General features: G+C 71.2%; 23 protein-coding genes. 20 read left to right on the top strand and 3 right to left on the bottom strand.

The features are described 5' to 3' along the window. The first annotated feature begins 2 nt into the window (after window positions 1-2). The 15 genes from D6B71_RS19080 (at window position 3) to D6B71_RS19010 (ending at window position 12,733) form a co-directional block, all read left to right on the top strand. Window positions 3-1,133, top strand: a complete 1,131-nt coding sequence (locus D6B71_RS19080; protein WP_121258058.1) for a glycosyltransferase family 4 protein — start codon at window positions 3-5, stop codon at window positions 1,131-1,133. A gap of 276 nt (window positions 1,134-1,409) precedes the next feature. Beyond that, window positions 1,410-1,826: a hypothetical protein gene (locus D6B71_RS19075; RefSeq protein ID WP_121258056.1), complete on the top strand. Its 417-nt coding sequence runs from the start codon at window positions 1,410-1,412 to the stop codon at window positions 1,824-1,826. A gap of 30 nt (window positions 1,827-1,856) precedes the next feature. Beyond that, window positions 1,857-2,087, top strand: a complete 231-nt coding sequence (locus tag D6B71_RS19070; protein WP_121258054.1) for an AtpZ/AtpI family protein — start codon at window positions 1,857-1,859, stop codon at window positions 2,085-2,087. A gap of 58 nt (window positions 2,088-2,145) precedes the next feature. Then, window positions 2,146-2,916: a F0F1 ATP synthase subunit A gene (gene atpB / locus D6B71_RS19065; RefSeq protein WP_121258052.1), complete on the top strand. Its 771-nt coding sequence runs from the start codon at window positions 2,146-2,148 to the stop codon at window positions 2,914-2,916. Window positions 2,917-3,025: 109 nt separating this feature from the next. Further along, window positions 3,026-3,232 (top strand): F0F1 ATP synthase subunit C, encoded by a 207-nt coding sequence (locus tag D6B71_RS19060; RefSeq protein WP_121258050.1) that lies wholly within the window; start codon window positions 3,026-3,028, stop codon window positions 3,230-3,232. A 35-nt stretch (window positions 3,233-3,267) separates the two neighbouring features. Further along, on the top strand, window positions 3,268-3,807 hold the full coding sequence (locus tag D6B71_RS19055; RefSeq protein WP_121258048.1) for a F0F1 ATP synthase subunit B: 540 nt from the start codon (window positions 3,268-3,270) through the stop codon (window positions 3,805-3,807). Continuing rightward, window positions 3,804-4,625: a F0F1 ATP synthase subunit delta gene (locus D6B71_RS19050; RefSeq protein WP_121258046.1), complete on the top strand. Its 822-nt coding sequence runs from the start codon at window positions 3,804-3,806 to the stop codon at window positions 4,623-4,625. The genes D6B71_RS19055 and D6B71_RS19050 overlap by 4 nt, the downstream gene beginning before the upstream one ends. A gap of 71 nt (window positions 4,626-4,696) precedes the next feature. Continuing rightward, window positions 4,697-6,340, top strand: a complete 1,644-nt coding sequence (atpA, locus tag D6B71_RS19045) for a F0F1 ATP synthase subunit alpha (protein WP_121258044.1) — start codon at window positions 4,697-4,699, stop codon at window positions 6,338-6,340. A gap of 6 nt (window positions 6,341-6,346) precedes the next feature. Next, window positions 6,347-7,261, top strand: coding sequence for a F0F1 ATP synthase subunit gamma (locus tag D6B71_RS19040; protein ID WP_121258042.1), 915 nt, complete (start codon window positions 6,347-6,349; stop codon window positions 7,259-7,261). Window positions 7,262-7,302: 41 nt separating this feature from the next. Next, window positions 7,303-8,757, top strand: coding sequence for a F0F1 ATP synthase subunit beta (gene atpD, locus D6B71_RS19035; RefSeq protein WP_121258040.1), 1,455 nt, complete (start codon window positions 7,303-7,305; stop codon window positions 8,755-8,757). Window positions 8,758-8,764: 7 nt separating this feature from the next. After that, on the top strand, window positions 8,765-9,160 hold the full coding sequence (locus D6B71_RS19030) for a F0F1 ATP synthase subunit epsilon (RefSeq protein ID WP_121258038.1): 396 nt from the start codon (window positions 8,765-8,767) through the stop codon (window positions 9,158-9,160). A gap of 103 nt (window positions 9,161-9,263) precedes the next feature. After that, window positions 9,264-9,704 (top strand): DUF2550 domain-containing protein, encoded by a 441-nt coding sequence (locus D6B71_RS19025; RefSeq protein WP_121258036.1) that lies wholly within the window; start codon window positions 9,264-9,266, stop codon window positions 9,702-9,704. Between the two features lie 103 nt (window positions 9,705-9,807). After that, window positions 9,808-10,983, top strand: a complete 1,176-nt coding sequence (locus tag D6B71_RS19020) for an MFS transporter (protein ID WP_121258034.1) — start codon at window positions 9,808-9,810, stop codon at window positions 10,981-10,983. Further along, window positions 10,980-11,924 carry an ATP-binding cassette domain-containing protein gene (locus tag D6B71_RS19015; RefSeq protein ID WP_121258032.1) on the top strand — a complete coding sequence of 315 codons (945 nt, stop codon included), beginning with the start codon at window positions 10,980-10,982 and terminating at the stop codon, window positions 11,922-11,924. Before D6B71_RS19020 ends, D6B71_RS19015 begins: the two co-directional genes overlap by 4 nt. Then, complete coding sequence (locus tag D6B71_RS19010) at window positions 11,921-12,733, top strand: ABC transporter permease subunit (RefSeq protein ID WP_121258030.1); 813 nt, start codon at window positions 11,921-11,923, stop codon at window positions 12,731-12,733. Before D6B71_RS19015 ends, D6B71_RS19010 begins: the two co-directional genes overlap by 4 nt. Window positions 12,734-12,746: 13 nt before the next feature. On the opposite strand, the gene D6B71_RS19005 is transcribed toward D6B71_RS19010, so the two are convergent. Then, window positions 12,747-13,322, bottom strand: coding sequence for a cob(I)yrinic acid a,c-diamide adenosyltransferase (locus D6B71_RS19005; protein ID WP_121258028.1), 576 nt, complete (start codon window positions 13,320-13,322; stop codon window positions 12,747-12,749). A 205-nt stretch (window positions 13,323-13,527) separates the two neighbouring features. On the opposite strand from D6B71_RS19005, the gene D6B71_RS19000 reads away from it, so the two are divergent. From D6B71_RS19000 to D6B71_RS18990, 4 genes are all read left to right on the top strand, one after another. Next, the gene (locus tag D6B71_RS19000; protein WP_121258026.1) at window positions 13,528-13,836 is read left to right on the top strand and encodes an STAS domain-containing protein; all 309 of its coding nucleotides are present in this window, start codon (window positions 13,528-13,530) and stop codon (window positions 13,834-13,836) included. Between the two features lie 94 nt (window positions 13,837-13,930). Next, entirely contained in the window at window positions 13,931-15,973 is a 2,043-nt protein-coding gene (locus D6B71_RS18995) for a protein meaA (protein ID WP_121258024.1), read from the top strand. 87 nt (window positions 15,974-16,060) lie between these two features. Continuing rightward, on the top strand, window positions 16,061-16,312 hold the full coding sequence (locus D6B71_RS22510; RefSeq protein WP_126688326.1) for a hypothetical protein: 252 nt from the start codon (window positions 16,061-16,063) through the stop codon (window positions 16,310-16,312). Between the two features lie 33 nt (window positions 16,313-16,345). Beyond that, window positions 16,346-16,870, top strand: coding sequence for a ferritin (locus D6B71_RS18990; RefSeq protein ID WP_121258022.1), 525 nt, complete (start codon window positions 16,346-16,348; stop codon window positions 16,868-16,870). A gap of 16 nt (window positions 16,871-16,886) precedes the next feature. Here D6B71_RS18990 and D6B71_RS18985 read toward each other — a convergent pair whose 3' ends face one another. Further along, a complete protein-coding gene (locus tag D6B71_RS18985; RefSeq protein WP_121258020.1) occupies window positions 16,887-18,035 on the bottom strand; it encodes an RNA polymerase sigma factor in 1,149 nt (382 codons plus the stop codon). Window position 18,036: 1 nt separating this feature from the next. Then, the gene (locus D6B71_RS18980) at window positions 18,037-18,444 is read right to left on the bottom strand and encodes a YciI family protein (RefSeq protein ID WP_121258018.1); all 408 of its coding nucleotides are present in this window, start codon (window positions 18,442-18,444) and stop codon (window positions 18,037-18,039) included. A 229-nt stretch (window positions 18,445-18,673) separates the two neighbouring features. On the opposite strand from D6B71_RS18980, the gene D6B71_RS18975 reads away from it, so the two are divergent. After that, the gene (locus D6B71_RS18975; RefSeq protein WP_121258016.1) at window positions 18,674-20,281 is read left to right on the top strand and encodes a DUF222 domain-containing protein; all 1,608 of its coding nucleotides are present in this window, start codon (window positions 18,674-18,676) and stop codon (window positions 20,279-20,281) included. Window positions 20,282-20,338: the final 57 nt, after the last annotated feature.

Raw genomic sequence — 20,338 nt, 5'->3', positions numbered from 1 at the left:
GCGTGCGCGAGTACCTCCTGGTCTTCCTGGTGGCGGCGACCGTCACGTCGCTGCTGACCGTGGTGGCCCGCGAGATCGCGCTGCGCACCGGCGCGGTCGCCCGGGTCCGCGACCGGGACGTGCACGCCGAGCCGGTGCCCTACCTGGGCGGGCTGGCCATGCTGGGCGGCCTGGTTGCCGCCTACCTGGTGGCCCGTGAGCTGCCGTTCCTGTCGCTGAGCGGGCCGTTCGTCTTCCACGACGCGGGCATCGTGCTGATCGCCGGGGCGATGATCTGCGCGGTGGGGGTGCTCGACGACCTGTTCGAGCTCGACGCGCTCACCAAGCTGGGCGGCCAGATGCTCGCGGCGGCGTTCCTGATCGCGTTCGGGGTGCAGTACATCCTCTTCCCGCTCCCGGACGGCGAGCAGCTGTCTCTCGACAACGCCCAAGGCGCGCTGCTCACCGGGTTCATCGTGGTGGCCACCGTCAACGCCGTGAACTTCGTCGACGGCCTCGACGGCCTAGCCGCCGGGGTGGTCGGCATCGGGGCGATCGCGTTCTTCCTGTTCTGCTACGAGCTCACCCGTCTCAACGACGCCTCGCGAGCGACCACACCGGCCCTGCTGACGGCCGCTCTGGCCGGTGCCTGTGTGGGCTTCCTCGTGCACAACTTCCACCCGGCCCGGCTGTTCATGGGCGACAGCGGGTCGATGCTCATCGGGCTGGTGCTCTCGGCGAGCGCGATCACCCTCACCGGCCAGTTCCCCGGACCCGAGATCTCGCAGGGGGCGTCGGGTTCGCGGTCCAGCCTCCTGCCGACCCTGCTGCCGCTGCTGCTGCCGGTCTCGCTGCTGCTGGTCCCGATCGCCGACCTGGTGCTCGCCGTGGTGCGGCGAACGCGCGCCGGGCGCTCGCCGTTCGCTCCCGACAAGCAGCATCTGCACCACCGCCTGCTGGAGATCGGGCACACCCAGCGGCGAGCGGTGTTCATCATGTGGCTGTGGGCCGGGCTGGTGGCGTTCGGCACCGTGCTGGCCAGCCTCTACACGGGTCCGGCCCTGTGGGGCACGCTGGCGTCGATGACCGCGGTCACACTGGTGGCGACGTTCGCCCTGCCGATGCTGCACCGGCCCCGCAAGCCGGTCGCCTAGAGCGGCGCCAGCCCGGCTGCGGGGGAGGATCCGCCCTGGAACGTTCCATTTCTAGGGTCCAAAGACCTTGTGATAACTTTCACGAGCGGCTGGAGAAGCCGCTCCGACCTCGGTCCGCGACCGTGCGTCACCCCCTCGACCCCGACCAGGAACGGCCGCCTCATGACGACCGAGAACCGCCCCGCCGGGCGACCCGGGTCTGCGCGAGGCAGGGCCCGAGACAGACCGCCCGTCGGCCGCCGACTGGGCACTTCGCACTCGATCGGCGGCATCCTCGTGCGCACCGTCGGGGTGTCCGTGCTGGCCGGGATGCTGGTCGCCGCGATCGGCTGGCTGGCCCAGGGGCCGGCGGCCGCCTGGAGCGTTCTGGTCGGCACCGCGCTGGTCACGGTCGTGTTCTCGGGCGGCGCCGCGGCCGTCAACGTCGTCTCGGGGCTGATGCCCGAGGCGGCGCTGATGATCGCGCTGCTGACCTACTTCCTGCAGGTGCTGCTGGTGCTCGTCGCGCTGGCCGCCCTGGCCGACTCCGCGGTCCTGGACGAGAAGCTGGACCGGGGCTGGGTGGCGGGCTCGGTGATCGGCGCGACGCTGATCTGGATGGCCGGTCAGGTCGCCGTCACCACCCGGGCCCGGATCCCGATCTTCGTGCTGCCCGACCGCGGGTCGGACGACCACGGGGCGGGGACGCGATGACCCCGACCGACTGCTACAGTCCGGTGCCCGATGGCACCGAGACACGTGGGGGACGCAGACCCGGAGCCGCCGTCGGTGGATCCCTGGCAGGCCGTCAGTTACCTGCTGGCCGGGGTGCTCTTCTACGGTGGCCTCGGCTGGCTGGCCGATCGCTGGCTGGGGACGACCTTCCTGGTGGCCCTCGGCATCGTGTTCGGGGCCGGGCTCGGCATCTACCTGGTGATGAAGCGGTTCGGGGCGCCCAGCGCCTCGGACGAGTGACTTACACGAAGGAGACACGGCGTTGATCGCTGGGAACCTCGCTACCACGCTCGCCCCCATGGCGAGCGGCGGTGGCTTCACCCCGCCGGGGCCGGCCGACTTCGACCTGCCGCCGATCTTCGGCGAGGTCACCAAGCCGATGGTGATGATCGTGCTCTCCGCGGTGCTCATCTTCGCGCTGACCTACGCCATGTCGCGGCGCGCGGCCGTCGTGCCGGGCCGGCTGCAGTTCGCCGGAGAGTTCGTCTACGGAGGGGTCCGCAACAGCATCGCGCGCGACTCCATCGGCTCCGAGCACTTCATGAAGTTCGTGCCCTACCTGTTCACGCTCTTCCTGTTCGTGCTCGTGAACAACTACTTCGGCATGATCCCGCTGGTCCAGTTCCCGACGTTCTCGCACTCGGGCTACGCCTACGGCCTGGCCGCGCTGTCCTGGCTGCTCTACAACGGCGCCGGCATGTGGAAGCACGGCGTGTGGGGCTACATCAAGCACACCACCGTCCCCGGCGGCGTGGGCGGCCCCGTGCTCGCCCTGATCATCCCGCTGGAGTTCCTCTCCAACATCGTGGTCCGGCCGGTCACGCTGGCGCTGCGTCTGTTCGCCAACATGTTCGCCGGCCACCTGCTGCTCATCCTGTTCGCGCTCGGCGGCGAGTACCTCCTCTTCGAGGCCAGCTCCTCGCTGATGAACATCTTCGGCGGCGTGATGTCGTTCGTGATGTTCTTCGCCGTCAGCGCCCTCGAGCTGCTGGTGATGTTCCTGCAGGCCTACGTCTTCACGCTGCTGACCGCGATGTACGTCGCGGGCGCGGTCGCCGAGGACCACTGAGAAGTCGGCGGCCCGCCGCCCGACCACAACTGCATACCCTCGAAGTACCCCTCGAAGTTCGCTCGATCCGCACATACGACGCGCACGCGTCACGACGAAAGGGAAAGCCGTGGAAGGCTCTCTGAACATGCTCGGCTACGGTGTCGCGACGATCGGCCCGGCCATCGCCGTGGGCCTGATCTTCGCCGCCTACATCAACGGCGTCGCGCGCCAGCCCGAGTCGCAGTCCCGACTGCAGTCGATCGCCATCCTGGGCTTCGCGCTCGCCGAGGCGCTGGCCATCATCGGTATCGCGCTCGCCTTCGCCATTCAGTGATCCGGTCGGGAGTCCGGAAGACCACGAGGTGACACATGCGTGATTCCATCCAGGCCGCGGAGGAGCTGAACCCGCTCATCCCGCACCTGTCCGAGATCATCTTGGGCACGGCCGTCTTCCTGGTGCTGCTCTTCGCCGTCGCGAAGTTCGTCGTCCCGAACTTCGAGCGGGCCTTCGCCGAGCGCACCAAGGCCATCGAGGGCGGGCTGGAGGCGGCCGAGACCAAGCAGGCCGCCGCCGACGCCAAGCTGGCCGAGCTCGAGCAGCAGCTCGCCGAGGCCCGGCACGAGGCCGCGCGGATCCGCGAGGAGGCGCGCGAGCAGGGTGCCCAGATCATCGCCGAGATGCGGCAGCAGGCGCAGACCGAGGCCGACCGCATCGTCGGGGCCGGCAAGGCCCAGATCGAGGCGGAGCGCCAGCAGGCGGTCACCTCGCTGCGGGCCGAGGTCGGCACCCTCGCCACCTCGCTCGCGGGGCGGATCGTCGGTGAGAGCCTCGCCGACGACGAGCGCTCGGCCCGCGTGGTCGACCGGTTCCTGGCCGACCTCGAGAGCCTCGAGGGAACCAGCCGATGACCCTGCCCAGCAACCTGCGCGGGGCCTCGGCCGAGGCGGCGACCGGGCTGACCGAGCAGCTGAACCAGGCGGCCGGCTCGACCGACCTGGCTCGGGTCGGCAAGGACCTCTTCGCGGTCGCGGAGATCCTGCGCTCCGAGCCCGCGCTGCGGCGCAGCGCCACCGACCCCGGCAAGGACCGCCAGGCCCGGGCCGGGCTGATGCGTGGGCTGCTCGAGGGCAAGGTCAACCCCGTCTCGCTGCAACTGGTGGGCGAGGCGGTGGCGAGCCGGTGGACCCTGGCGCGCGACCTGGCCGACGCCCTCGAGCACCTCGGGGTGGTCGCCACCGTGCGCTCCGCCGGTGACGCCGACGCTCGTCGGCTCTCCGACGAGCTGTTCGCCGTGGGCCGGCTGGTCAACGACGAGTCCGAGCTGCGCAACGCGCTCTCGGACCGGTCGCGGTCGGTGGCCGACAAGCGGCGGCTGCTGAGCAGCCTGCTGGGCGACCGGGTGCTGCCGGCCACGCTGGCGCTGGCCGAGCAGGCGCTGGCCGGCTCGTACCGGACCGTGGGCGTGGCGATCGAGGAGTACCAGAAGGTCGCCGCGTCCGTGCACCAGGAGTCCGTTGCCGAGGTGCGGGTCGCTGCTGCGCTGAGCGCCTCGGACCAGGAGCGGTTGCAGCGCACCCTGTCGGCCCAGTACGGCAGGCCTGTGCACCTCAACGTCGTGGTCGACCCGGAGCTGGTCGGTGGTCTGCGGATCGCCATCGGCGACGACGTCATCGACGGCACCGTCTCCTCCCGCCTCGACGAGGCACGCCGGGCGCTCGCGGGCTGAGCCGCTGCCGCCCCGAACCCCAGACATCCGTTGTACGTAGAGCCCCAGAGAGCCCAAGAGAGTAGGCAGAGATGACGGAGCTTTCGATCCGTCCGGACGAGATCCGGGACGCGCTGCAGCGCTTCGTGTCCGAGTACCAGCCCGACGCCGCGAGCAAGGAAGAGGTCGGCACCGTGGCGCAGGCCGGTGACGGCATCGCCCGCGTGAGCGGCCTCCCGTCGGCCATGGCCAACGAGCTCCTGGAGTTCGAGGACGGCACGCTGGGCCTGGCGCTGAACCTCGACACCCGCGAGATCGGTGTCGTCATCCTCGGTGACTTCGAGGGCATCGAGGAGGGCCAGTCGGTGCGCCGCACCGGCGAGATCCTCTCGGTCCCGGTCGGCGACAACTTCATGGGTCGGGTCGTCGACCCGCTCGGCAACGCGATCGACGGCCTCGGCGAGATCGAGGCCGAGGGACGCCGTGCCCTCGAGCTCCAGGCGCCGGGCGTGATGGCTCGCAAGTCGGTGCACGAGCCGCTGGCCACCGGCATCAAGGCGATCGACGCGATGACGCCGATCGGTCGCGGGCAGCGGCAGCTGATCATCGGCGACCGGTCGACGGGCAAGACCACGATCGCGATCGACACGATCATCAACCAGAAGCAGAACTGGGACTCCGGCGACCCGACGAAGCAGGTCCGCTGCATCTACGTCGCGATCGGCCAGAAGGGCTCGACGATCGCCTCGGTGCGTGGCGCGCTCGAGGCCGCGGGCGCCCTGGAGTACACCACGATCATCGCCTCGCCGGCCTCCGACAGCGCGGGCTTCAAGTACCTCGCCCCCTACACCGGCTCGGCCATCGGCCAGCACTGGATGTACCAGGGCAAGCACGTCCTCATCGTCTTCGACGACCTGACCAAGCAGGCCGAGGCCTACCGCGCGGTGTCGCTGCTGCTGCGCCGCCCGCCGGGCCGTGAGGCCTACCCGGGCGACGTGTTCTACCTGCACAGCCGCCTGCTCGAGCGTTGCGCGAAGCTCTCCGACGAGCTCGGCGCGGGCTCGATGACCGGTCTGCCGATCATCGAGACCAAGGCCAACGACGTGTCGGCCTACATCCCGACCAACGTCATCTCGATCACCGACGGCCAGATCTTCCTGCAGTCCGACCTGTTCGCCGCCAACCAGCGGCCGGCGATCGACGTCGGTGTGTCGGTCTCGCGCGTGGGCGGCTCGGCGATGACCAAGGCGATGAAGGCGGTCACCGGATCGCTCAAGGTCGACCTGGCCCAGTTCCGCGCCATGGAGGCGTTCGCGATGTTCGCCTCCGACCTCGACGCGGCGTCCCGCCAGCAGCTCGACCGCGGCCAGCGGCTGATGGCGCTGCTCAAGCAGCCGGCGTACTCGCCCTACCCGCTCGAGGAGATGACCGTCTCCCTGTGGCTGGGCACCAGCGGCCGTCTCGACAAGGTGCCGGCCGACGACGTGCTGCGCTTCGAGCACGAGTTCCTCGACTACCTGCGCCGCTCGCACGACGGCATCCTGGCCACGATCCGCGAGACCCTGAAGTTCGAGGACGACACCGAGCGCAGCGTCGCCGACGCCTACGACTCGTTCCTCGACCAGTTCGAGACCTCCGACGGGGGCTCGGTCAAGGTCGGCCACGAGCCGGAGGCGGAGGCACTGGGCGACGACGAGGTCGAGCAGGAGCAGATCGTCAAGCAGAAGCGGGGCTGATCTCACATGGCTCTCTCGGTGCGCGAGTACCGCGCGCGGATCAAGTCGACGGAGTCGATGAAGAAGATCACCCGCGCCATGGAGCTCATCGCCGCCTCCCGGATCATCAAGGCCCAGCAGCGGGCCCAGGCCGCCGCGCCCTACGCCCGCGAGCTGACCCGCGCGGTGTCGGCCCTGGCGACGTTCTCCGACGTCGACCACCCGCTGACCCGCGAGGAGGAGAACCCGAAGCGGGCGGCGGTGCTGGTCGTGACCAGCGACCGCGGTCTCGCCGGCGCCTACTCCTCGAGCGTGCTCAAGGAGTACGAGCGGCTGGCCGAGCGCCTGCGCGACGAGGGCAAGGAGATCGACACCTACATCTGCGGTCGCAAGGGCGAGGCCTACTTCAAGTTCCGCAACCGCCCCGTGGTGCAGAGCTGGACGGGCTTCTCCGACCAGCCCTCCTACGAGGTGGCGGCCGAGGTCGGCCGCGCCCTGATCGACTCGTTCCTCAAGGAGCAGGGTGAGGACGGCGACGTCGACGAGGTCCACGTGGTCTACACGCGGTTCCGGTCGATGCTCTCCCAGGAGCCCACCGCCGTGCGGCTGCTGCCGTTGGAGGTCGTCGAGGACGAGGGGCGCCCCGCGGAGAGCGAGCTGCTGCCGCTCTACGAGTTCGAGCCCTCCGCCGAGGAGGTCCTCGACGCGCTGCTCCCGCAGTACGTCCAGAGCCGCATCTTCTTCTCGCTGCTCCAGGCCGCCGCCTCCGAGCTCGCGGCCCGGCAGAAGGCGATGAAGTCGGCGACGGACAACGCCGAGGAGCTGATCAAGAAGTACACGCGGATCGCCAACCAGGCCCGCCAGGCCGGCATCACCCAGGAAATCAGCGAGATCGTCGGTGGCGTCAACGCGCTGGCCGACGCCAACGCCGCCAGCGAGTGACACCCGAACCCCACACCGAATCACAAGGTGAGTGAAGACAAATGACTGCAACGGTTGAAGAGACCAACCAGGCGGGCTCGGCTGGCGTCGGCCGGATCGCCCGGGTCATCGGGCCGGTCGTCGACGTGGAGTTCCCCGTCGACGCCATGCCCGAGATCTACAACAAGCTCGAGGTCCAGCTGGAGCTCTCGGGCGAGGCCAAGACGCTGTCGATGGAGGTGGCGCAGCACATCGGTGACGGCATGGTCCGTGCCATCTCGCTGCAGCCGACCGACGGCCTCGTGCGCGGCGCGCAGGTCACCGATACCGGCGACCCGATCTCGGTGCCGGTCGGCGACGTGACCAAGGGCCGGGTGTTCAACGCGCTCGGCGAGTGCCTCAACCTCGGCGAGGGCGAGCGGCTCGAGGTCACCGAGCGGTGGCCGATCCACCGCAAGGCCCCGGCCTTCGACCAGCTGGAGTCCAAGACCCAGATGTTCGAGACCGGCATCAAGGTCATCGACCTGCTGACCCCCTACGTCCAGGGCGGCAAGATCGGCCTGTTCGGTGGCGCCGGTGTGGGCAAGACCGTGCTCATCCAGGAGATGATCGCGCGCGTCGCCAAGGACCACGGCGGTGTGTCGGTGTTCGCCGGCGTCGGCGAGCGCACCCGTGAGGGCAACGACCTGATCGTCGAGATGGAGGAGGCCGGCGTCATCGGGCAGACCGCCCTCGTGTTCGGCCAGATGGACGAGCCGCCGGGCACCCGGCTGCGCGTGGCGCTCTCCGCGTTGACGATGGCGGAGTACTTCCGCGACGTGCAGAAGCAGGACGTGCTGCTGTTCATCGACAACATCTTCCGGTTCACCCAGGCCGGCTCCGAGGTCTCCACGCTGCTCGGCCGGATGCCGTCCGCGGTGGGCTACCAGCCGAACCTGGCCGACGAGATGGGTGTGCTCCAGGAGCGGATCACCTCGACCCGCGGTCACTCGATCACCTCGATGCAGGCGATCTACGTGCCGGCCGACGACTACACCGACCCGGCCCCGGCGACCACGTTCGCCCACCTCGACGCGACCACCGAGCTGTCCCGCGAGATCGCCTCGCTGGGCATCTACCCGGCGGTGGACCCGCTGACGTCGACCTCGCGGATCCTCGACCCGCAGTACATCGGCCAGGACCACTACCGCTGCGCGGTGCGGATCAAGCAGATCCTGCAGCGCAACAAGGAGCTCCAGGACATCATCGCGATCCTCGGTGTCGACGAGCTCTCCGAGGAGGACAAGATCATCGTCTCCCGGGCCCGCCGGATCCAGCGGTTCCTCTCGCAGAACACCTACGTGGCCAAGCAGTTCACCGGCATCGAGGGCTCGACCGTCCCCGTGTCCGACACGATCGAGGCGTTCAACAAGATCGCGGACGGCGAGTACGACCACGTGGCGGAGCAGGCCTTCTTCATGTGCGGTGGCCTCGACGACGTCGAGCGCAAGTGGGCCGACATCCAGAAGAGTCTCTGAGGCGACGATGACTGACGACCACCTGCACGTGGAGCTGGTCGCGGCCGACCGCACGGTCTGGTCCGGCAGCGCCACGATGGTCATCGCCCGCACCACCGAGGGCGACGTCGGAGTGCTGCGCGGCCACGCGCCGATGCTCTCGCTGCTCACCGACGCCGTGGTGGAGATCGTCCGCGACGACGAGGACGAGGTGATCATCGCGGCGGCCGACGGAGGGTTCCTCTCCGTGGCCGGCGACCGGATCTCGATCCTCTCCGAGCACGTCGTGCTCTCGGAGGACATCGACATCGACGAGGCGCGCGCGGAGCTCGAGACGGCCCGTGGGCTGCTGCCCGCCGACGAGGCGGAGCGGCGGCTGCGGCGTGCCGAGGCGCGGATCCGGGCCGTCGAGAAGGCGCGCTGACCGACCGCCGACCACGAGGCAGACCCGACCGTCGTCGGTCACCGGGGGCCCGCTAGGGTGAGCGCCCCGGGTGAGTCCCGGTGACCGACGACGGAGGCCTCGCATGCCGGTATGGCAGGTGCTGCTGGACGCAGCCGGCGCGCTGCTCCTGCTGGTGCTGCTCTACGGGGTCTGCCTGATCGTCCGCCGGCGTGCGCTCTCGCGTCACGGCGGCACCTTCGAGCTCAGCTTCCGCGTCCGGTCCACCAGGGCCGGGCGCGGTTGGCTTCTCGGGCTCGGCCGCTACTCCGGCGAGACGCTGGAGTGGTTCCGCATCTTCTCGCTGGCACCACGCCCGCGGTGCCGCTGGCACCGGTCCGAGCTGCGCTACCTCGGCCGCCGCGAACCGGAGGGTCCCGAGCAGCTGTCGCTCTACCCCGGACACGTCGTGGTCGTCTGCGGCACGCCCGAGGGCGAGGTCGAGTTGGCGATGGGTCCCGACTCGTTGACCGGCCTTCAGTCCTGGCTCGAGGCCGGCCCCCCGGGGGCCGCCCGGCTGCACTGAACGCACCGCGCGCCGTGGTCCCCACTGGCGCGGTAAAGAACGTGGCGAATCAGACGCGGCGCCGGAGTTGGAGCTGGGCCGTGGGGTGCGGTGGGATGGGGGAGTGCCCGCGCTGACCACCACCCGCAACGCGGTCGCCGTCGTCTTCGCGCTCAACGGCTTCATGTTCGCCACGCTGGTCTCGCGGCTGCCGGACGTGCGCAGCGACCTCGCGCTCGACAACGGCGCCCTCGGACTGCTGCTGCTCTCCGCGTCCGCCGCGTCGCTGATCGCGCTGCCGAGCAGCGGCTGGTTGATCCAGCGCCTCGGCGCCGCGAACGTCGTCCGGCTGGCGGCCAGCCTGGCCGCGGTCGGGCTGATCCTCGCGGCGGTCGGCGCGACCGTGGTCGACGCGGTGCTGCCCACCGCGGTCGGCCTGTTCGTCTACGGGCTGGGCTTCAGCGGCTGGGACGTCGCGATGAACGTCGAGGCCGCGGAGGTCGAGCGCCGATTCGCGCGGACGATGATGCCGCGCTTCCACGCCGCCTGGAGCCTGGGCAGCTTCGCCGGCGCCGGCCTGGGCATCCCGCTCACCGCCTGGGACGTGCCGATGGTCGCCCACGTCCTGGTCCTGGTCGTCGGCGGCTGGCTGGCGACCATGACGATGGTGCGCACCTTCCTGCCGCCGACCCCCGAGGAGCACACGCCGACCCGGGTGCTGGCGGCGTGGGCCGAGCCGCGCACGCTCGCGATCGGCGTGATGGTGCTGGCGTTCGCGGTCGTCGAGGGCACCGCCAACGACTGGCTCACCCTCGCGCTGATCGACGGCTACGAGGCGCCCCACTGGGCCGGTGTCGCCGGGTTCGCGCTCTTCGTGGCGGCGATGACGGCCGGGCGCCTGTTCGGCCCCGTCGCCCTGGACGCCTTCGGCCGGGCCCCGGTGCTGTGGGCCAGCTCGGCCGCCTCGGCCGCCGGTGTGGTGATGGTGGTCTTCGGAGGGCACTGGTTGCCCGTCGCGGTCGGCATCCTGGTCTGGGGCGTCGGTGCCTCGCTCGGCTTCCCGGTCGGGATGAGCGCGGCCGCCGACGACCCGATCGGCGCGGCCGCGCGGGTCAGCGTCGTGTCCACGATCGGGTACGGCGCGTTCCTGGCCGGCCCGCCGCTGCTCGGCATGCTGGGCGACCGGGTCGGCACGCTGGAGATGCTGCTCGTCGTCGCCGCCTTGATGGTGCCGGCGGCGCTCACCGTGTTCGCCGCGCGCCCGGCCCCCGGGCGCACCCAGGGAGGGGTGGCGTCATGACCGCCGTCGACGGAGCAGGCGACGCGATCCCCGTCGAGGTGCACGAGCTGACCAAGAGCTTCGGCGCCGTGCGCGCCGTCGACCGGTTGAGCTTCGTCGCGCGCCCCGGCGCGGTCACCGGGTTCCTCGGCCCGAACGGGGCTGGCAAGACCACGACGCTGCGGATGCTCCTCGGCCTGGTCCGGCCCGACCACGGCACCGCGACCATCGGCGGCCGCCGCTACGCCGCACTGGAGCGGCCGACCGCGGTGGTGGGCGCCGACCTGGAGGCCGCCGCCTTCCACCCGGGCCGCACGGCCCGCGACCATCTGCGCGTCTACGCTCCCCGCGCCGGCGTCGACGACCGGCGCTGCGACGAGGTCCTCGAGCAGGTCGGGCTCGCCGATGCGGCAGGTCGCCGGGTCGGCGGGTTCTCCCTGGGCATGCGCCAGCGGCTCGGACTCGCCACCACGCTCCTCGGCGACCCGCGGGTGCTGGTGCTCGACGAGCCCGCCAACGGGCTGGACCCCGAGGGCATCGTGTGGCTGCGCGGGTTCCTGCGGTTCCTCGCCGGTCAGGGACGCACTGTGCTGATCTCCAGCCACGTCCTCGGCGAGGTGCAGGCCACCGTCGACGACGTGGTGATCATCGCCGGCGGCCGGCTGGTGCACGCCTCGCCGCTCGGCGACCTGGTCGCCCTCGCCAGCCGGCAGGTGCGGGTCGTCACCCCCGACCTCGCCGGACTCGAACGGCTCGCGGCCGAGCACGGCTGGGCCGCCACTCGCACCTCCGACGGCATGCTGCTCGACGACACGACGCCGGCCGCCGTCGGCGCCGCCGCCCACACTGCGCACCTGGAGCTCCACGGACTCGCCGAGGAGGGCGCGTCGCTCGAGGACGTCTTCCTCCGGCTCACCGCCCGCACCGAGCCGGCCGAGCCGGTCAGGGGAGGCGCGGCATGAGCGAGGTGCTGCGGATGGAGCTGCGCAAGGTGCTCACCACCAGGATGTGGTGGCTGCTGGCGCTCCTGCTCCTGGGCTACATGGCGTTCCTCGGCGCGGCCATGGCCTTCTCGCTCTCCGGTGCGGAGGGCGGCGCCACGCTGACCGGCGACTCCTCGGCACCGCCGCTGGCCGAGCGCGACGTCGCGCTCTCGGCGTACACGCTGGCGGCGTCGCTGGGCTACGTCTTCCCTCTGGTCGTGGGCGCGCTTTCGATGACCGGCGAGTTCCGCCACCAGACGATCACCGCCACGCTGCTGGCCGAGCCGCGGCGCACCCGGGTGCTGCTCGCCAAGCTGGCCGCCGGCCTCGCGGTCGGCCTGGTGCACGGCGTCGCCGGCACCCTCGGCGCGGTGCTCGGCGGGGCGCCGGTGCTGGCGCTGCGCGACCAGCCGCTCTTCCTCGGCGACGGGGAGGTGCTCACCCAGCTGGTGTTCTCGGTGCTGGCGCTGGCGGTCTGGGCGGTGATCGGCGTCGGGCTCGGGACGCTGCTGACCAACCAGGTCGCGGCGGTCGTGGTGATCTTGGCGTTCACCCAGTTCGTCGAGCCGATCCTGCGGCTGGGGCTCACCGCGGTCTCCGCCCTCGAGGACGTCGCGAAGCTGCTGCCCGGCGCGGCCGCCGAGGCGATGGTGGGCTCCAGCCTCTACAGCGCCTCCGGGCTGCTCGACCTGCTGCCGCGGGCCGGCGGCACCGCCGTGCTGCTCGGGTACGCCGCGCTGTTCGCGGTGCTGGGCCGGGTCACGACCCTGCGCCGCGACATCTCCTAGCGACCGAGGATCGCTAGCCGCGGTCTCCGCCTGGAACCCAGAGCACGTCGCCCTGCTCGCGGTTGGCGTGCCGGGCCAGGATGAACAGCAGGTCCGAGAGCCGGTTCAGATAGGTGATGGCCAGCTGGTTCATGGTCGCGCCGTGCTCGTCGAACGCGGCCCAGGCGGCCCGCTCCGCCCGGCGTACCACCGTGCGGGCGACGTGCAGCAGCGCCGCGCCGGGCGTGCCGCCGTTGAGGATGAACGAGCGCAGGTTCGGCAGCGCCTCGTTGTAGTGGTCGCACCACGCCTCGAGCCGGTCGACGTAGTCCTGGGTGATCCGCAGCGGCGGGTAGTCGGGGTTCTCGGCCACCGGCGTGCACAGGTCGGCGCCCACGTCGAAGAGGTCGTTCTGGATGTGGGTCAGCACCGCCACGACGTCGTCCTCGAGCGCGCCCTGGGCCAGGGCGACGCCGAGGTGGGCGTTGGCCTCGTCGACGTCGGCGTAGGCATGTAGCCGGGTGTCGTTCTTGGTGGTCTCGCTCATGTCGCCCAGGCGGGTGCGGCCGCCGTCGCCGGTGCGGGTGTAGATGCGGGTGAGGTTGACCATGGCCGCGACTCTAGTGCTCCAGTGGCGCCGGCGGCTGGTCGGTCTCCGGGCCGCGGCTCGGCTGCCGACGGGACACGTCGGGAAAAGTCGGCATCTCGGTGCAACCAGATCGGCTCTCGCAGCGTCATTGTGGGTAGTGGACGCGTCAGCGTCACCCGACAACGGCTCACCGCGGTGCTCGGGACCGCGGAGAACGGCAGCGACGATGGACATCACGACCGACGGGGCGACCCTGGTGCTGAGCGGCTACTTCGACGGCCGCAGCACCGCCCAGGTGCGCGATGCCATCTACGAGCGTCTCTACGCCCACGACAGCGACGTCGTCATCGACCTCTCCCTGGTCGACAGCGTCGACGTCACCGCCCTGAAGGTGCTCGCGGCGGCCACGCGCAACGCCGAGCGGGTCGGGCACCACGTCCGGCTGCGTGGCTGCCAGCCGACCGTGCGCCGCCTGCTGCACCTGTCCCGGCTGGCCCGGGCGGTCGAGGTCGAGCGAGCCGCCGCCCCCGCCTGACCCGGGCTCGCCGAGGCCCCACCCGCGCGGTGTCGGCCATCCCACATGGCGGAGGCGTTACCAAGCGGTAATCGAGGACCTACCCTCTGATCCCATGAGCGAGCCGACCAGCGCCATCGATCCCTCCCAGCCGCAGGAGCGTCCCGAGAAGGCGCGCCCGTGGGTGATGCGCACCTACGCCGGGCACTCGACGGCCGCGGCCTCGAACGCGCTCTACCGCGGCAACCTCGCCAAGGGGCAGACCGGTCTCTCGGTCGCGTTCGACCTGCCCACCCAGACCGGCTACGACCCCGACTCCCCGCTCGCCCGCGGCGAGGTCGGCAAGGTCGGGGTGCCGGTGCCGCACCTGGGCGAGATGCGCCGGCTGTTCCAGGACATCCCCTTGGTCGAGATGAACACCTCGATGACGATCAACGCGACCGCGATGTGGCTGCTCGCGCTCTACCAGGTGGCCGCGGAGGAGCAGAACCCCGGGCTGGCTCCGGACGAGGTGGCCGCCCGGCTCGCGGGCACCACCCAGAACGACATCATCAAGGAGTACCTCTCCCGCGGCACCTACGTGTTCCCGCCGGAGCAGTCGCTGCGGCTGACCGCCGACACCATCTCCTACACGGTCAACCAGATCCCGAAGTGGAACCCGATCAACATCTGCAGCTACCACCTGCAGGAGGCCGGTGCCTCGCCGGTGCAGGAGCTGGCCTACGCGCTGTGCACGGCGATCGCGGTGCTGGACGCGGTCAAGGACTCCGGCCAGGTCTCCGAGGACGACTTCGAGAAGGTCGTCGGCCGGATCTCCTTCTTCGTCAACGCCGGCGTGCGCTTCGTCGAGGAGATGTGCAAGATGCGCGCGTTCGTGCAGCTGTGGGACGAGATCACCCGCGAGCGGTACGGCGTGCAGGACCCCAAGATGCGGCGCTTCCGCTACGGCGTCCAGGTCAACTCCCTCGGACTCACCGAGGCCCAGCCCGAGAACAACGTGCAGCGGATCGTGCTCGAGATGCTCGGCGTGACGCTGTCGAAGGACGCCCGGGCCCGGGCGGTGCAGCTGCCGGCGTGGAACGAGGCCCTCGGGCTGCCGCGGCCGTGGGACCAGCAGTGGTCGCTGCGGCTGCAGCAGGTGCTGGCCTTCGAGTCCGACCTGCTCGAGTACGACGACCTGTTCGAGGGCTCGAAGGTGGTCGAGGCGAAGGTCGCGCAGCTGGTCGAGGGTGCGCGGGCCGAGATCGACCGGGTGCAGGCGATGGGCGGCGCGATCGCGGCGGTCGAGTCCGGCTACATGAAGCAGGCGCTGGTCAGCAGCCACGCCGCGCGCCGGGCCCGGATCGAGTCGGGCGAGGAGAAGATCGTCGGGGTCAACTGCTTCGAGACCACCGAGCCCTCGCCGCTGACCGCCGACCTCGACGCCGCGATCCAGACCGCCGACCCCGAGGCCGAGCAGTCGGCCATCGAGTCCGTGCGGGCCTGGAAGGAGCAGCGCGACGAGGCTGCGGTGGCCGAGGCGCTGGCGCAGCTGGCCGCCGACGCCAAGACCGACAAGAACCTGATGACCGCCACCCTGGCCGCCGCCCGCGCGGGCGCGACCACGGGGGAGTGGGCCGGCACGCTGCGCGAGGTCTTCGGCGAGTTCCGCGCCCCGACCGGCGTGAGCGGTGCCGTGGGCGTCGCCGAGGCGGGCGCGGAGCTGCGCGCGGTGCGCGAGCGGGTCAAGGCCACCGGCGAGGAGCTGGGTGGCCGGCTGCGGCTGCTGGTCGGCAAGCCGGGCCTGGACGGCCACTCCAACGGTGCCGAGCAGGTGGCGGTGCGGGCCCGCGACGCCGGGTTCGAGGTCGTCTACCAGGGCATCCGGCTCACCCCGGAGCAGATCGTCTCCGCGGCGGTGGCCGAGGACGTGCACTGCGTCGGCCTGTCGATCCTGTCCGGCTCGCACATGGAGCTGGTGCCCGCGGTGCTCGACGGGCTGCGCGAGGCCGGCCTGGGCGACGTACCGGTCGTGGTGGGGGGCATCATCCCCGACTCCGACGGCCGGCGACTCAAGGAGCTCGGGGTCGCCGCGGTCTACACCCCGAAGGACTTCGGCCTCACCGAGATCATGGGCGGCATGGTCGAGGTGATCCGGAGGGCCAACGGGCTGGACTGACGTCGGCCGGCCGGCGACGGTCTCGATCAGCGAGAACCTCTCGCTGAAGGTGAGGCTTGCCTAAGTCGTCTGGGGTATGGTGCCCGGGTGGGCAAGGGCAAAGGCAAGGGCGGCAAGGCGGCCAAGACTGCCGCGAGCAAGCCTGGGAGCAAGCCTGGAAGCAAGGTGGCGAAGCTGCCGAAGACCAAGTGCTGCGTGTCCAAGGACCGCTGCCAGCGCTGCCCGATCCGGATGCTCAAGGAGGGCACCCTCCCTCCGGGCTACACGGTGAAGAAGCGGGTCCTGGTGCGCGCCGACGGCAAGAAGGCGACGAAGAAGTCGCTGCAGAAGGTCGCCTGATCCGGTGGCCGACCTGACCTCTAGGCTGCTGCCATGACCGCCCCGCGCTTCGTCGACCAGCTCAACGTCCAGATCGGCAACGAGCTGGCCGCCCACAACCAGTACCTCGCCTGCGCCGTCTACTACGACGCGCTGACGATGCCTCGGATGGCCGCGTTCTTCTATGCCCAGGCCGTCGAGGAGCGCGAGCACGCGATGATGATGGTGCAGTACCTCCTCGACACCGACACCGAGGTGCGGTTCCCCGGGGTCGAGGCGCCGGTCTCGGGCTTCGAGGACGTGGTGGCGCCGGTGGCGCTGGCCCTCGAGCAGGAGAAGCGGGTCACCGGGCAGATCAACGAGCTGCTGCGGATCGCCCGGGAGGAGCACGACTACGCCTCCGAGCAGTTCATGCAGTGGTTCATCAAGGAGCAGGTCGAGGAGGTCGCCACGATGAGCGACCTGCTCGCGGTGGTCTCTCGCAACCGCGACGACATCGAGGACATCGAGGAGTACGTCGCCCGCGAGCACTCCGGCGAGGACGCCGACCCGACCGCGCCGCGGGCCGCCGGAGCCTGAGCCTGGCCGGGCCGACTCAGCCGGCGCGCAGCGCCGCGTTCAGCCTGGCCGCCTGTCGGGTGAGGTGGTCGCGCTCGGCCGCGTTCGAGGCCGTCCGGGCCGCGTCGGCGTAGCGGCGGGCGGCGCCGGCGAGGTCACCGTCCTGCTCGTGCAGGTAGGCCGCGACGGCCTGGTGGCGGGGGAGCGACGGGTCGAGTCCGGCCAGGGCCGCGAGGCCGGCGCGGGCCCCGTCGGCCTGGCCGACCGCCACGGCCCGGTTCAGCCGGACCACAGGGTTGTCGGTGAGCCGGACGAGCTCGTCGTACCACTCGACGATCTGCACCCAGTCGGTCTGCGCGGCGGTGGGCGCGTCGGCGTGCAGGGCGGCGATGGCCGCCTGGGCCTGGAACTCACCGAGCCGGTCCGCGGCCAGGGCGCCCTGCAGCACCTCGACCCCCTCGGCGATGAGCCGGGTGTCCCACCGGTGACGGTCCTGCTCCGCCAGCGGCACCAGGGCACCGTCGGGCCGGGTGCGGGCCGCGCGCCGGGCATGGTGCAGCAGCATCAGCGCCAGCAGACCGGACACCTCCGGATGCGCGATCGAGGAGGCCAGTTGCCGGGTGAGCCGGATTGCCTCGGCCGCCAGGTCGACGTCGCCGGAGTAGCCCTCGTTGAACACGAGGTAGAGCACCCGCAGCACAGTGGCGACGTCGCCGGGCTGGTCGAGACGGACGCCCGCCACGGTCCGCTTGGCCCGGCTGATCCGCTGGGCCATCGTGGCCTCGGGGACGAGGTACGCCTCGGCGATCTGGCGGGTGGTGAGGCCCCCGACCGCCCGCAGGGTGAGCGCCACGGCCGAGGCCGGGGTGAGCGAGGGGTGAGCGCAGAGGAAGTAGAGCTGCAGGGTGTCGTCGCGGTCTGGGCCCGGCTCCGGTGAGGGCTGGTCGGCGATCAGGTCCTCACGGCGCCGGCGCGACTCCTCGGCCCGGGTGGCGTCGAGGAACTTGTGCCAGGCGACTGTGACCAGCCAGCCGAACGGGTCGCGTGGCGGATCGGCCGGCCAGACACGCACCGCCTGGAACAGCGCCTCCTGGACGGCGTCCTCGGCCGCCGCGAAGTCGGCTCCGCGGCGGACGAGGACACCGATCACCGACGGCGCGAGGGAGCGCACCAGTAGGTCGTCCACCTCACTCCCTCACGGTGGGCGGCTCGGTGAGGAAGGGGCGCACCTCGAGCCACTCGCGCAACGGTTCGCCTCGCGCGCCGGGTGCCGCCGACAGCTCCCCGGCCAGCTCGAGCGCCCGGTCATAGCTGTCGACGTCGATCACCATCCAGCCGGCGATCAGGTCCTTGGTCTCCGCAAACGGCCCGTCGGTGACCGGCGGGCGCCCTTCGCCGTCGTACCGGACGAACGTGCCCTCGGGTGCGAGCGCCTGCCCGTCGACGTACTCGCCGGTGCCCTGGAGCCGGGCGGCGAAGTCGGACATGTACTGGATGTGGTCGGTGATCTCCTGCTCGGTCCACTCGGTCATCGGTGCGTCGTAAAGAGGAGTGGGGCCGCCGCGATAGTGCTTGAGCAGTAGGTACTTGGCCATGGGTCTTCTCCTGGGATGAGGCGGCCGCTGCTGGCCGCGTTCACACCTGGGACGGAGCCGGCGGCCGGTCCTCGACATCTTTTGCGCGGCGACTTCGTCGTGACCACCGCGAAAGGGCCGTGCCGCGGTGAGCCGACGGGCCTGCGACGGCGGAGTGGCCGTGGTCGCCTCTTGTTTCCATTGTGAACACATCCTTGATTCGAACAGATATTCGATCTAGACTGGTTCCATGACCGCCGCCCCGAAGCCCGAACCGTTCGAGGTCCCCGACCTCGACGGGCTCGACGCGCGGGCGACGCTGGCCGCGGCCACCGAGGCGATGACCGCCCGCCGCGCAGCCGAGGTCGCCGAGATGCGGCTCGCCGCCCACTGGGCGGCCCTGCACGGTGAGCCGGTGCGGGAGGCCGTTGACGAGCTCGCAGGTCTGGTGGACCCGATGACCCAGCCCGGTGGTGACGGCACCCCGGAGGTCCGTGACCACTGTGTCGCCGAGCTCGGCATGGCACGGCGCGTCCACGCCTCCACCGCCCGCGCGTTGATCGCCGACACCCTCGACCTGCGCCACCGCCTCCCCAAGACCTGGCGGATCGTCGAAGCCCTGGGCTGCGACCCGTGGGTCGCGCGGCGGGTCGCGGTGATGACCCGCCACCTTCCCGCCGACAAGGTGGCCCTGGTCGACCGGGCCGTCGCGAAGGCGATCGGGAAGGTGGCGCCCGGCAAGGTGTTCGACCTGGTCGCCGCCAAGGTGATCGAGGCCGACCCCGAAGCCCACACCCAGCGGCGTGAACGCGCCCGCCACGAGCGCTACGTCAAGCTCTCCCAGACCGACGAGCACGGCTTCCGTCACATCATCGCCAAAGTCACCGCCGGCGACGCCGTCTGGTTCGACGCGCTGGTCGACCGGGTGGCCGACATCCTCGCCCTCGAACACGGCCACGACCACAACCACGACGAGCTCCGCTCCCTGGCCGTGGGCTGGCTCGCCCGACCCGCCGACCTGTTGAAGCTCCTGCTGGACCACACCTACCCCGAGCGGGCTGATGCAGGTCCGGCGTCCACCGCTGCGGACGAGAAGTCGGAAGCCTCAGAGGAGCCCGAGACGTCCTGCGATGAGCCCGAGCCCGAGGAGGCGGAGGAGTCAGCGCCGACGGCTCGTCCTGGCTACGCGCCCGAGCGCCTCGACAAGACCTTGGATCGGCTTCGTGCGTTGACCCCGCGGCAGCTGGCCTCCCTGCGGCCGCGGGGGACGGTGTTCGTCCACCTTCACCAGTCCGCCCTGCAGAGGCAAGTCGGGATCGCCCGGGTCGAGGGCCTGGGCCCGATGCTGGCCCAGTGCCTCGCAGAGCTGCTGGGCCACGCGGACGTGAAGCTCCAGCCCGTCCTCGACCTCGCCGCGAAGCCCCGAGTCGACGCCTACGAACACCCCGAGAGGCTCAAGGACCACACCTGGCTGCTGGCCGGCGGCGACGTCTTCCCCTACTCCACCGCAGCCACCCGCGACCAGACCGACGCCGACCACATCGTCGCCTACCAGCCCCCCGACCAAGGCGGCCCACCAGGCCAGACCGGCCCCCACAACAGCGCACCGCTACGGCGAAGACATCATCGATGGAAGACTCACGGCGGCTACCGCGGCCGCGCCGCCGGCCCCGGCCGCTACCTCTGGCAGACCCCCCACGGACTGGCGTTCCTCGTCGACGACCAAGGCACCCGTGCGCTCACCGACGCCGAGGCCGACCTCATGCTCACCGCACCACCCGGCTTCGAGATCTACCCCGAGTCCACGACCGGCGCCCACCTCGAGATGGACCTGACCAGCGGCACCTGGCCCAGCTGACCGCGTGCACTCGGCGGGGTCGGCCCTGTCCCACTGGCGGCGGTAAGGCGCAGCTCG

The sequence above is a fragment of the Nocardioides ferulae genome (assembly GCF_003660455.1).
Classification (GTDB): Bacteria; Actinomycetota; Actinomycetes; order Propionibacteriales; family Nocardioidaceae; genus Nocardioides; species Nocardioides ferulae.
Note: the sequence above shows the minus strand (reverse complement) of the source record. Positions and strands in the feature narration are given on the sequence as shown.